At 66.1% G+C, this 12369-nt stretch carries 12 protein-coding genes; 2 read left to right on the forward strand and 10 right to left on the reverse strand.

Annotated elements, in window-relative coordinates:
- The 9 genes from glmM to prmB all read right to left on the reverse strand — a co-directional run bounded on the left by glmM (position 1) and on the right by prmB (position 9119).
- Complete coding sequence (gene glmM, locus ABE093_RS00855) at positions 1–1356, reverse strand: phosphoglucosamine mutase (protein WP_430758975.1); 1356 nt, start codon at positions 1354–1356, stop codon at positions 1–3.
- A complete protein-coding gene (gene accD / locus ABE093_RS00860) occupies positions 1353–2243 on the reverse strand; it encodes an acetyl-CoA carboxylase, carboxyltransferase subunit beta (RefSeq protein WP_430758976.1) in 891 nt (296 codons plus the stop codon). The genes glmM and accD overlap by 4 nt, the downstream gene beginning before the upstream one ends.
- A gap of 46 nt (positions 2244–2289) precedes the next feature.
- Complete coding sequence (locus ABE093_RS00865) at positions 2290–2643, reverse strand: DUF3144 domain-containing protein (RefSeq protein WP_430758977.1); 354 nt, start codon at positions 2641–2643, stop codon at positions 2290–2292.
- Positions 2644–2684: 41 nt separating this feature from the next.
- The gene (locus tag ABE093_RS00870) at positions 2685–3320 is read right to left on the reverse strand and encodes an N-(5'-phosphoribosyl)anthranilate isomerase (protein WP_430760047.1); all 636 of its coding nucleotides are present in this window, start codon (positions 3318–3320) and stop codon (positions 2685–2687) included.
- A 138-nt stretch (positions 3321–3458) separates the two neighbouring features.
- Entirely contained in the window at positions 3459–4238 is a 780-nt protein-coding gene (truA, locus tag ABE093_RS00875; RefSeq protein WP_430758978.1) for a tRNA pseudouridine(38-40) synthase TruA, read from the reverse strand.
- A 3-nt stretch (positions 4239–4241) separates the two neighbouring features.
- Positions 4242–6014 (reverse strand): FimV/HubP family polar landmark protein, encoded by a 1773-nt coding sequence (locus tag ABE093_RS00880; protein WP_430758979.1) that lies wholly within the window; start codon positions 6012–6014, stop codon positions 4242–4244.
- A gap of 55 nt (positions 6015–6069) precedes the next feature.
- The gene (locus ABE093_RS00885) at positions 6070–7089 is read right to left on the reverse strand and encodes an aspartate-semialdehyde dehydrogenase (protein ID WP_430758980.1); all 1020 of its coding nucleotides are present in this window, start codon (positions 7087–7089) and stop codon (positions 6070–6072) included.
- A gap of 30 nt (positions 7090–7119) precedes the next feature.
- Positions 7120–8196, reverse strand: a complete 1077-nt coding sequence (aroC, locus tag ABE093_RS00890; protein ID WP_430758981.1) for a chorismate synthase — start codon at positions 8194–8196, stop codon at positions 7120–7122.
- Positions 8193–9119: a 50S ribosomal protein L3 N(5)-glutamine methyltransferase gene (prmB, locus tag ABE093_RS00895; RefSeq protein ID WP_430758982.1), complete on the reverse strand. Its 927-nt coding sequence runs from the start codon at positions 9117–9119 to the stop codon at positions 8193–8195. The genes aroC and prmB overlap by 4 nt, the downstream gene beginning before the upstream one ends.
- A gap of 74 nt (positions 9120–9193) precedes the next feature.
- Here prmB and ABE093_RS00900 point away from each other — a divergent pair, with 74 nt between their 5' ends.
- Together ABE093_RS00900 and asd are read left to right on the forward strand one after the other, a co-directional pair.
- On the forward strand, positions 9194–9847 hold the full coding sequence (locus ABE093_RS00900; RefSeq protein WP_430758983.1) for an SCO family protein: 654 nt from the start codon (positions 9194–9196) through the stop codon (positions 9845–9847).
- Complete coding sequence (asd, locus tag ABE093_RS00905) at positions 9844–10686, forward strand: archaetidylserine decarboxylase (RefSeq protein ID WP_430758984.1); 843 nt, start codon at positions 9844–9846, stop codon at positions 10684–10686. The genes ABE093_RS00900 and asd overlap by 4 nt, the downstream gene beginning before the upstream one ends.
- A gap of 3 nt (positions 10687–10689) precedes the next feature.
- On the opposite strand, the gene ABE093_RS00910 is transcribed toward asd, so the two are convergent.
- The gene (locus tag ABE093_RS00910) at positions 10690–12270 is read right to left on the reverse strand and encodes a transglycosylase SLT domain-containing protein (RefSeq protein WP_430758985.1); all 1581 of its coding nucleotides are present in this window, start codon (positions 12268–12270) and stop codon (positions 10690–10692) included.
- Positions 12271–12369 lie beyond the last annotated feature (99 nt).

Consider the following 12369-nt stretch of genomic DNA (forward strand, 5'->3'; position numbering starts at 1 on the left):
TCAGACGGCGGCTTCGACCGCACGCGCCAATGCATCGAGGGTGGAATCGACCAGCGCGGGATCGGCGGCTTCGACGGTGACCCGCACCACCGGCTCGGTGCCCGACGGACGCAGGAACGCCCTGCCCCTGCCCTTGACGTCGGCCTGCGCTTTTTCCAGCGCGGCGACCACGCCGGGATCGGCGACCGCACGCTTGGCGTCGGCGCAGCGCACGTTGCGGGTCTTCTGGGCGACGCGCTGCAAGCCTTCCAGCAATTCGGCCAGCGACCTGCCGGTGCGCTTCATCACTTCCAGCACCTGCAACGCAGCGACGATGCCGTCGCCGGTCGCACTGCGGTCCAGGCACAGGATGTGCCCGGAGGCTTCGCCACCGAGCACGCCGTCGTTGTCGATCAGCATGCGATGCACGTAGCGATCGCCGACGTTGGCGCGACGGAAATCGATGCCAGCCGCGGTCAGCGCCTGCTCGAGTCCGAAATTGCTCATCAACGTGCCGACCACCGGTCCCTGCAAGCGACCGCTGGCCTGCCAGTCGCGGGCGAGGATGTAGATGAGGTCGTCGCCATCGCGAACGTTGCCGGCGCCATCGACCAGCATCACGCGGTCGCCGTCGCCGTCGAAGGCGATGCCGAGATCGGCGCCGGTTTCGACCACGCGGGCGCACAGCGCCTCCGGATGGGTCGAGCCGACGCCTGCGTTGATGTTGGTGCCGTTCGGCTGGTCGCCGATGGTGTCGACGCGCGCGCCGAGCTCGCGGAACACCAGCGGTCCGATCTGGTAGGTGGCGCCATTGGCGCAATCCACCACCAGGCGCATGCCGCCGAGATCGAAGCCCTTGGGCACCGCCGACTTGCAGGCCTCGACATAGCGGCCGATGGCATCGCGGGTGCGCTCCGCGCGGCCAAGCTGTTCCGATTCCACGGTCGAGAACGGCACGTCGAGCGCGGCCTCGATCGCCTCCTCGGTCTTGTCGTCAAGCTTTTCGCCCGCCGCCGAGAAGAACTTGATGCCGTTGTCGTAATGCGGATTGTGCGAGGCCGAAATGACGATGCCGCCATCCGCGCGCAGCGAACGCGTGAGGTGCGAAACGGCCGGCGTCGGCATCGGTCCCATCAGCTGCACGTCCACGCCAGCTGCGACCAGGCCTGCTTCCAGCGCGGCCTCGAACATGTAGTTGGAGATGCGGGTGTCCTTGCCGATCACCACCATCGGTTTGCGCCAGACCCCGCCAGCCTGCGCACGCTCGCGCAGCGCGTGGCCATAGGCGTTGCCCAGGCGCAGCACGAAATCGGCGGAGATCGTCGCGCTGCCGACGCGGCCACGGATGCCATCGGTACCGAAGTACTTCCGGCTCACGCCACCAGCTCCGAATCGGCCTGAGGGCGCGGCTGGCGCATCATCATCGTGCACAGGTCGGCGACGCGGTCGCGCAGTTCGCGGCGATCGCAGATCTGGTCGATGGCGCCATGGTCGAGCAGGAATTCCGAACGCTGGAAGCCTTCCGGCAACTTTTCGCGCACGGTCTGTTCGATCACGCGGGCGCCGGCGAAACCGATCAGCGCCTTGGGTTCGGCGATGTTGATGTCGCCCAGCATCGCGAACGACGCCGAGACGCCGCCGGTGGTCGGATTGGTCAGCACCGAGATGTACGGCAGGCCGGCAGCGCGCAGGCGCCCCAGCGCCGCCGAAGTCTTGGCCATCTGCATCAGCGAGAACAGGCTTTCCTGCATGCGCGCGCCGCCGCTGGCGGAGAAGCACACGAACGGACAGCCGCGCTTGAGCGCTTCTTCGGCGCCAAGGGTGATGCGCTCGCCGACCACCGAGCCCATCGAACCGCCCATGAAGGCGAAATCGAAGGCGCTGGCGACCAGCGGCTCGCCCTTCAACATGCCCGAGACCGTGATCAGCGCATCGCGTTCGCCGGTCGACTTCTGGGCCGCCTTGATGCGATCGGAATACTTCTTCTGATCCTTGAACTTGAGGACGTCGACCGGGCCGAGGCCGGTGCCCAGCTCGCGCGCACCGGGGTCCATGAAGGCCGCCAGGCGCACCCGCGCCCGGATCGGCATGTGATGGCCGCACTTCGGGCAGACCTGCAGGTTCTCCTGCAGTTCGCGCGCGTAGAGGACCGCGCCGCATTCGTCGCACTTCTCCCAGAGTCCTTCGGGAACACTGCGTTTGCGGGGTTCTGCATCCGCATCGGTACGGATGCGGGCAGGCATGAGTCGCGTCAGCCAGGACATTGGGATCGCTGGATTGGAAAGACCGGACAGTCTAGACCAGACCGATTCAGACCGGCGGCATCGACTCGTCGGAGGCGCCCGCGGACGGTTCGGCAGCGGCCGTGCCGAGATCGATCCCGCGCTCGTTGGCGAAGCTGGCCAGATGCTCTTCCAGCATGCTCCGGTACAGGCCGGTCATGTAGTCGAGGAAACCTGCGCTGGTGCCCCTCACGTCGGTCTCGAAACCGAGGTAGGCGTGCACGTTGTAGCGGGCGGCGGCATAGAGGATGGCGCCACTGACCCGGCGCAGGCCCTGCTGGCGCGCCTGCTGGTTGGCGATGTTGAGGTAGGTATTGCTGCAGACGAAGAATTCGGGGTCGATCTGGTCGGGCTGAACGGCCGGCTGGATGGAATCGGTCATTGGAGATGCTGTCTGATGGACTCGGATGACCAATTATCGACCTATTTCCTGCGATCGGCACCCCTGGACTCGAGCAGGAAGCGATTCATGCGATCGCCGTCCATCCGGCCCGGCGCGAATTCGATGCCGTCGAGGACGGAGACGCCCCAGGGTCCGAGCGCCCCGATGATCGTCGAGACATTGTCCGGGACGATCCCGCCGGCGAGTATCACCGGCTTGCCCAACCCCTGCGGCATCCACGACCAATCGGTCGCGCCGTCCGCGATTTCGTCCGCGTACAGGACGAACACCGCTGCATTGGGATAACGCGTGTGGATCGCAGCGGCATTCATCGTCGCCCACTCCTCGCGACGCAGGGCGCGCGCATAAGGCACGCCGAACGAGCGCATGCGCATGTCGTCCTCGTCGCCATGGAATTCGATCAGCGACGGACGCAGGAGGCGCACGATCTCGCGGATGTCCTCGATGCTGTTGTCACGGAAGATGGCGACACTCGCCACCAGGGGCGCCAGGGCGTGACGCATGAAACGGGCATCCTCGACGCGGAGTTGGCGCCGTGCATCGCGTGCAAAATCGAAACCGATGGCATCGACGCCCAATTCACCCGCGAGACGAACATCGCCGGGTCGGGTCAATCCATCGAATCTGATGCGTGTACGAAAAAACTGATCCTTCAGCACGAAACGTCATTTGGCACTCGGAAGACGATTGGAGAATACCGAGGCGAGGTGAAGAAAAATCCACACGGAAGTCCCGTTTATCCCTTGTTTTTGTGGACACACGCACAAACAACGCCTGCTGAATCATTCAGGTTTTCATTGCGAAAACGTAATTTCCGCCGGCAAGTTCCAGTTCGGCGGATACAGGGGGCTGACGAACACCAATCCGTCGGCCGGCGCAGTCGGGCCAGCCTGGGTGCGGTCGCGGCCTGCCAGCAGCGCTGCAATCCATTCGACCGGGCGTTCGCCGCGCCCGACCGGCAGCAGCGAACCCACGATGTTGCGCACCATATGGTGGAGGAAAGCGTTGGCCTGCACCTCCATCACGACTTCATCGCCACTACGGGTCACTGAAATCGATTGCAGTTCGCGACGGGCATGGCTGGCCTGGCATTGCGCGCTGCGGAACGACTCGAAATCGTGTTCGCCGAGCAAGGCCTGCGCTGCTGCATGCATGCGCAGGTGATCCAGCGGCCGCAATTCCCAGGTCAGGTATTGGTGCTCGAATGCCGGGCGGATCTGGCGATTGAGGATGCGATAGCGATAACGACGCGCCACCGCGGAAAAGCGTGCACTGAACGTCTCCGGCACTTCCCTGCACCAAAGCGCGCTGACGTCCGGAGGCAGGCGCGAGGTCGTGCCCAGCGCCCATGCGCGCGTGCTGCGCGGCGCATCGCTGTCGAAATGCACGACCTGGCAACGCGCGTGCACGCCGGCATCGGTGCGTCCCGCGCAGACCACGCGGATGTCGTGGTCTGCCACCGACGACAACGCGGTCTCGAGCGTTTCCTGCACGCTGCGGACGCCCGCTTCCACGCGTTGCCAGCCGTGGAAAGCGCCGCCGTCATATTCGACGCCGAGCGCGTACCGGGGCATCGGTCATCTCAGGCTGTCGAGCAGCGCCAACGCTTCCGCGCGCGCCGCGGCATCGCCTTCCTGCTGCACGTCCTGCAACAGCGCACGCGCGGTGGCCGTGTCGCCGAGATCGATATAGGTCCGCGCCAGCTGCAGGCGGCTATCGGTGGCGGCAGTCGCCGGCGCTGCAGGGGAAGGCTGCGCCGGTTGTTCCGAACCGTTGTCCGGCAACCAGGCATCGCCACGCGCCCAGGTCGGCAAGCCGTCTTCACGCGCAGGCGGCGGCGCAGCGGCGGTGTCTGCCGTCGGTTTGCCCGCTTGTGGTTCGCTTGGCGGCGCGGCGGGCGCTTGTGCTGCCGATGCGAATCCTTGGGTGGTCGCACGCCCGCGGCGACTGCCGAACAAACGCCACAGCGCAGCCAGCAAGGCCGCCGCCAGGGCCGCGGGCAGCAACCACCACAGGCCGAACCCACCGGTCGTCGCCGACTGCGTCGCCTGGCGGGCGGCAAGCTTCTGTTGCGCGCTGGCGAGTTCGCTGTTCTTCATCGCGATCAGCTGCGCCTGCTTCTGCTGGATCTGTTCCAGGTTGCCGACGCGCGACTTCAATTCGGTGATCTCGGCATCGCGGGTGGCGATGGTTTCCTGCGATTGCTGCAGTTGCTGGAGCATGTCTCCGTTTCCTCCGGACGATCCCCGCCCCGTTTTGGTTCCGGCGGCCCCGCCGTCACCGGTGATTGCAGGCGCGATGCGCAGATGGGCATCGGCAACGCGCTTCGCCGGTGCTGCAGTGTCGTCGCCCGTCGAAGCATGCGCGGCATTCGCCGGTGCGTTGGCGACATCGACGGGACGTCGCGGCGTCGAACGGGTGCTGCGCGACTTGGCGATCTCGGCGCGGGCCACATTGCGCGCAATCGTCTTGCCGGTGCTGTCGGCACCCGCTGCAGGCTGGACGCCTTGCGGCATCCGCAGTACCGCGCCAGCGCGCAAGCGATTGGGATCGCCATTGATGAAGGCGTCGGGATTCAGCGCCACCAATGCCTGCATCACCGCATCGTGATCCTGGCCGCCATCCTGCAGCCCCCCGATGATTCCCCCCAGCGTCTGGCCGCGTTGCACCGGTCCGTATTTCGCATCCGATGCCGCCGGCATCGATGAGGTGGACGTAGGAGCCGGCGCGGGACTGGAAGCGCCATTCGCCGGCGCCACCGCAACCGCGGCAGGTGCGCTGGCGGACGACGGTGTCGCGTCGGGCTGCCTGTTCTTTTCCGTGGCAACGGGCGCCGCCGGTATCGTTGCCGCGGGTGCGGCTGTCGTCGCGGCCGGACGTTCGATGGTATTGGCCGGCGCGGTGGCAACGCTCGGCGCTTCGACCACTGGCGGTGCCGTCGCCGCGACGCTGTTGGGCGTCGCCACCAGCGCGGAATATTCGCGCACCAGCTTGCCGTCGCCCCAGTCCACCTCGACCAGGAAGTTGACCAGCGGCTGGGTCACCGGCGTGCTGCTGGTGACGCGGATATATGGTTTGCCATCCGCGCCGTCGATCACCTGGAAGCGCAGGTCGGAGACCAGCTTGTCCGGCAATGGCAGGCCGATCCGCACGAAGGTGTCGGGTTCGGCCAGTTTCGCCTGCAGCTGCGCCAGCTCCGCCGGATCATTGGTGATGACCGGGATATCGGCCACCAGCGGCTCGTTCATCCGCGACTTGACCTGGATCTGCCCCAGGCCGAGTCCAAACGCGGGGCTGGCCGCCGCCGCGAGCAGCAGCGACAAAGCCAGCGTTTGCAGGCGTTTCTTCAAGCAATTCTCCAACATTATCCCGCGGACTCTAGCGACGGTCCGCGGGCTTGGCAATTCAGCCCTGTTCCGCAATCACCAGTTCGGCGACCTGGACCGCATTGAGCGCAGCACCCTTGCGGATGTTGTCGGCGACCACCCACATGTCGAGTCCGCGCGGGTGCGAGACGTCCTCGCGCAGGCGACCGACGTAGACCGGATCGGTACCGGAAGCGTGCGTGACCGGGGTCGGATAGCCGCCCGGCGCACGATCGTCCACCAGTTCCAGCCCGGGCTGGGCGGCGAGCAGTTCGCGTGCCCGCTCGACCGTCACCTTCTCGCGGGTCTCGATGTGGACGGCCTCGGAATGGCCGTAGAACACCGGGACGCGGACCACGGTGGCGTTCACCTGGATGCTGTCGTCGCCGAGGATCTTGCGGGTCTCGGTGACCAGCTTCCATTCCTCGGTGGTGTAGCCGTTGTCGAGGAAATCGCCGCCGTGCGGGATCACGTTGAAGGCGATCTGCACCGGATAGACGTTGGCTTCCGCGCCCTGGAAGTTGAGCAGCGAGGCGGTCTGCTTGCCCAGTTCCTCCATCGCCTTGACGCCGGTGCCCGACACCGACTGGTAGGTGGCGATGTTGATGCGTTCGATGCCGACGGCGCGCTGGATCGGCGCCAGCGCCACCATCAGCTGCATGGTCGAGCAGTTGGGATTGGCGATGATGCCGCGCGGGCGATTCTTCAGCGCCTCGGGGTTCACTTCCGACACCACCAGCGGCACGTCGTCGTCGCCGCGGAAGGCCGAGGAATTGTCGATCACCACGGCACCGGCGGCGGCGAACTTCGGCGCGTATTCCTTCGACACCGAGCCTCCCGCCGAGAACAGCGCGACATCGACGCCGGCCGGGTCGAAGGTGGCGAGGTCGCGCACGACAATCGTCTTGTTGCCGTATTTCACCTCGGTGCCGGCCGAGCGTTCGCTGGCCAGGGCGATGATGTCTTTCGCCGGAAATTTGCGCTCATGCAGTACCGACAGCATCGTTTCGCCCACGGCGCCGGTCGCGCCCACCACTGCCACCACGTACTGCTTGCTCACTTCCGTTTCCTGTCTTGGGGTTGGTTGATTCTATATGCGCGGCTGCACCGGCCCGACATCGCCGCACTGGGCGCGATGGCGCAGCGCCTGGTCGATCAGGACCAGCGCCAGCATGGCCTCGCAGATCGGCGTCGCGCGGATGCCGACGCAGGGGTCGTGGCGACCGGTGGTCACCACTTCGATCGCATTGCCGTCGACATCGACGCTGTCGACCGGCAGGCGCAGGCTCGAGGTCGGCTTGAACGCCACGGCGACACGCACGGTCTGCCCGGTGCTGATGCCGCCGAGGATGCCGCCGGCGTGATTCGACGCGAAACCGTCAGGCGCCATCGCATCGCGATGCTCGGTGCCTCTCTGGGCGACGCTCGCGAAACCGTCGCCGATCTCGACGCCCTTGACCGCGTTGATCGACATCATCGCCGCGGCCAATTCGCCGTCGAGCTTGCCGTAGATCGGCTCGCCCCAGCCCGGCGGCACGCCATCGGCCTCGACCACCACTTTCGCGCCGACCGAATCGCCGGACTTGCGCAGCGCATCCATGTAGGCCTCGAGCTCCGGCACCTGCGCGGCATGCGGCCAGAAGAACGGATTGCCCTCGACAGCCGACCAGTCGTGGCCGGCCGGCACCACATCGCCGATCTGGGCGAGATGGCCGCGCACATGGACGCCGCGCTCACCCAGCCATTTCTTGGCGATCACTGCCGCGGCGACGCGCATGGTGGTTTCGCGCGCGCTGCTGCGTCCTCCACCGCGTGGATCGCGGATGCCGTATTTCTGCCAATAGGTGTAGTCGGCGTGACCGGGGCGGAACTGGCGCGCGATGTTGGCGTAGTCCTTGCTGCGGGCATCGGTATTGCGGATCAGCAACGCGATCGGCGTGCCGGTGGTGACGCCTTCGTAGACGCCACTGAGGATCTCGATCTCGTCGGCCTCATGGCGCGCCGAGGTGTGGCGGGTCTTGCCGGTGGCGCGGCGACCGAGATCGTTCGCGAATTCTTCCGGCGCGATGGCGATGCCGGGAGGACAGCCATCGATCACGCAACCGATGGCCGCCCCGTGCGATTCGCCGAAAGTAGTGACGCGAAAGAGATGCCCAAACGAATTCATGGCCGTGTCGCGGCCAGTTCGGCGATGCGCGCGTGGTGGGCGACCAGATCCTCGCGCTCGACCACGAAGATGCCCATCTGCCCGACCTTGAACTCGACCCAGGCCATCGGCAATTCCGGCAGCAAGGCATCGAGCGCACGCTCGGCCTCGCCCACTTCGCAGATCAGCAGGCCGTGCTCGTTGAGATGGTCGGGCGCGTCGCGCAGGATCTTCAGCGCAAGATCGAGGCCATCGTCGCCGGCACGCAGGCCGAGTTCCGGTTCGTGCGCGTATTCCGGCGGCAGCGCATCGGTTTCGGCGTGGGTGACGTAAGGCGGATTGGTGACGATGAGGTCGTACTTCTCACCCTTCAACGCGGTCATCAGGTCGGAGTTGAGGAAACGCACATTGCCGGCATGGAGGCGTTCCTTGTTCTCCGCGGCCAACGACAGCGCTTCGTCGCTGATGTCGACGCCATCGACCTGCCATTCCGGGTTGTAGTGCGCCATCGCGATGGCGATGCAGCCCGAGCCGGTGCAAATATCGAGCGCGCGTTGCACCTCGCGTCCGCCCAACCACGGCTCGAAGCCGGATTCGATCAATTCGGCGATCGGCGAACGCGGCACCAGCGCGCGTGGATCGGTCTTGAAGCTCAGCCCCGCGAACCATGCTTCGCCGGTGAGGTAAGCGACGGGAATGCGTTCTTCGATGCGGCGGCGGAACAGCTCGAGAATGCGCGCCTTCTCTTCGGCGACCAGGCGCGATGCGCCATAGACCGGTGACAGGTCGTGCGGCAGATGCAGCGCATGGAGGACGAGCTGGGTCGCCTCGTCCATCGCGTTGTCGTGGCTGTGGCCGAAGGTCAGCCCGGCCGCGTTGAAACGCGAGCCGCCGTAGCGGATGAAGTCGATGATGGTGCGGAGCTCGCTGGCGACGTCGGTCACGGGGAATCTTCGGCAAAACAAGGGTGACTGGCCAGTATAAGGCCGGAAAACCGTTGCGCCGGTATCATGCGCAGATGCCGAAACGCTCTCTCGTCATTCTCCTGGTGCTGGCCGTCGCCGTCGCCGGCCTGTTCGCCGGGCTCGCCGTCTTCGGCGATCGCGCCGCCCCTCCGGTACAGACCCGTGCGGTGCAACTGTTCCCGCAGCCGCGCGCGGTGCCGGCGTTTTCGCTCCAGCGCGGCGATGGCAGCGCCTTGACCGCCGATACCCTTCGCGGCCACTGGACGCTGGTGTTCATCGGCTTCACCCACTGCCCGGACGTCTGCCCGACCACGCTGGCGCAGCTGTCGGTGGCGCAGAAGCAATGGCGCGCCTTGCCGGAAGCGACTCGTCCGCGCCTGCTTTTCGTCAGCGTCGATCCCGGGCGCGACACCCCGCAGCAGGTCGAGACCTATGCCCACGGCTTCGATCCCGACACCTTGGCCGCGACCGCCGACCTGAAGCCCCTGGAAGCCTTCGCCCATTCGCTGTCGATGGTGTTCATGCGCAGCGAACCCATGCCCGGCGCACCGGCAAACGCCTATGGCGTCGACCATTCCGCCGCGATCGTGGTGCTCGACCCGCAGGTGCGGATGGCCGGCACCATCACCCCGCCCTTCGATCCGCAGGCGATTGCCACTGACATGGCCGCACTGAGCCATTCGTACTCGGAAAAAGACGAACCATGAGCCCGCTGACCGCACTCACCTACGTGCTGCCGCACCGGCTGCTGTCGTCGCTGGCGCGACGCCTCGCCTATTCGACCAGCCCGGCGATCAAGCAGCGGCTGATCGACGCCGTGATCGCGAAATTCGGCGTGGACATGGCCGAAGCCGCCGATCCCGATCCGAACCACTACCCCAGCTTCAATGCCTTCTTCACCCGCGCGCTGAAGCCGGGGGCGCGCATCGCCGATCCCGATCCGCGCGCCCTGCTGATGCCCGCCGACGGCCGCATCAGCCAACTCGGCAAGATCGAGGATGGCCGCATCTTCCAGGCCAAGGGCCAATCCTTCACCGTCGAGGAGTTGCTGGGCGATGCCGAAGCCGCGCGCCCGTATCGCGACGGCCTGTTCGCCACCGTCTATCTCTCCCCGCGCGACTACCACCGCGTCCACATGCCGTGGACCGGCACCCTGCGCGATACCATGCACGTACCCGGACGGTTGTTCTCGGTCGGGCCGGATGCCGTCGCCTCCGTGCCGCGCGTATTCGCCCGCAACGAACGCCTCGCCTGCCATTTCGATACCGACTTCGGTCCGATGTGCCAGGTGATGGTCGGCGCGCTGCTGGTGTCCGGCGTGGAAACGGTCTGGGGCGGCGTCGAGATTCCACCCTATGGCCATGGCATCCGCTATCGCGACCACCGCAATCGCGACATCCAGGTCGAACGCTTCGCCGAAATGGCGCGTTTCAACTACGGTTCGACGGTCATCGTGTTGCTGCCGCCCGGTGTCGCCGATTTCGCCCCGGGATTGCAGGCGGAATCGCCGGTCAAGCTTGGGCAGCGCCTGGCGACGCTGCGCTGATCCTCAGTCTCCGCAGCCTTCCAGCCTAATGCTGCTGCCCGGCTTCACGATGTAACCCGGCGCGCGCAGGCCATTGGCCTTGGCCAGGGTCTTGAGTTCGCAATCGTGCTTGTCTGCGATGCGGCCAAGCGTGTCGCCACGCGCGACCCGGTACATCTTCACCTTCTTCGGCTTTTCCTTTTTCGGCTCGGCCTTTGCCACCTGCTTCGGCGGCGCCGGCTTTGGCGCCGCGACCGGCTGCACGCGGGCGGCAGGGTCCTGCGCCGTCGCATCCAGGCCCGACTCGCCGATCTGCGCGGATGCGGCGCTGGCCTGCGCCGGTTCCAGCGGGCCGATGCGGACGATGGCGGCACTTGCGTTGGCGACCGTCAATTCATGCGCCAGCTCGGCGCGACGGCCGCTGGTGCAGTTCCAGTTGTAGGCGCGCGACATCGCGGTGGTGCCGTTGAGCACGGTGCCGGCGGCCAGCCAGGTATCCGGCGAATACCGCGGATTCATGTTGCGCAGGGCGCGCAGATAGCCATCGGTGCCGCGGGCGTTGCCCATGCAGATGGTCATTTCGTTGAACGTGGTCGGTTTTTCCAGCTTGATCTGGGCCGGGCGGTCGGACACGCGCGGGAAGCGCACGCCGTATTCGCGCGGATGCAGGTACAGCCACGCGGCGGCGATCACCATCGGCACGTAATCGCGGGTTTCCGCCGGGAATTGCGAATAGACGTCGGCGTCCCAGAAGCTGCGGCCACCGGTCGATTGATAGACACGCAATGCGCGCCCTTCTCCGCCGTTGTAGGCCGCCAGCGACATCTCGATGTTGTTGTTGAGCTCGGCGTAGCGTTCGCTGAAATATTCCGCCGCTGCTGCCGCCGACATTTTCGGGTCATAGCGGGTGTCGAACCCGCTGCCATCGTTCCCGAGCCCGAAGCGGCGGCCGGTGGCCGGCATGAACTGCAATGGGCCGACCGCACCGACGCGCGACCCGACGTGCACCTTGCCGTTGGATTCCTTGGCGATGATGCCGAACAGCAGCGCCTCCGACAGGCCGCGGCTCTGGAAGGCCGGCAGCATGCTCGATTTCAGGTACTGGAAATTCTCGTAACTGTTCATCAGCGACGGCCGCATGTCGGTCAGCCAGCGACGGATGCCGGCCTGCACCGCCGGATTCATCTTCACCATGTCCATGAAGTGACGATTGCGTTCGTCCAGCAACTTGTCCGCGGTGGCCTGCGCCGGGGTTTTTTCGCCGGCCACGTCGATCATCTCGTCGGGACCGTCGTCGTCGTTGTCGTTGTCGTCGTTGGGATTGCCGCGACGCGCCGTGCTGGCTTCGCGGTAGATCGGCAGCAGCTGGGCGATATCGCAGCCGCGCGCCTGGGCGCAGGCTTGCAGCAACTGATCCGCCTGCGCCTGCAAGCCGTGCTGCTCGGCTTCCGACTGGGCGGCCTTGATACGGGTGTCGAGATCCGTCATGCGCGCTTTCCAATCCGCCATCGGATCCTTGCGATCAGCCGCGACCGCGCCGGTCGCCACGAAACTCAATGCCAATGCCAACAAGGGAGACACCAACGGCGTTGCAGGTCGCACCATCACTCGAATCCTTTGGAACACGCAGGGGAATCCGGAAGCCTAACGGTTGCGGGAAGCCGCGGGCAACCCATGTCCTGACCCGCGCATTCATGCGCTCAC

The organism is Solilutibacter silvestris (assembly GCF_050574925.1).
Lineage (GTDB): Bacteria > Pseudomonadota > Gammaproteobacteria > Xanthomonadales > Xanthomonadaceae > Solilutibacter > Solilutibacter silvestris_A.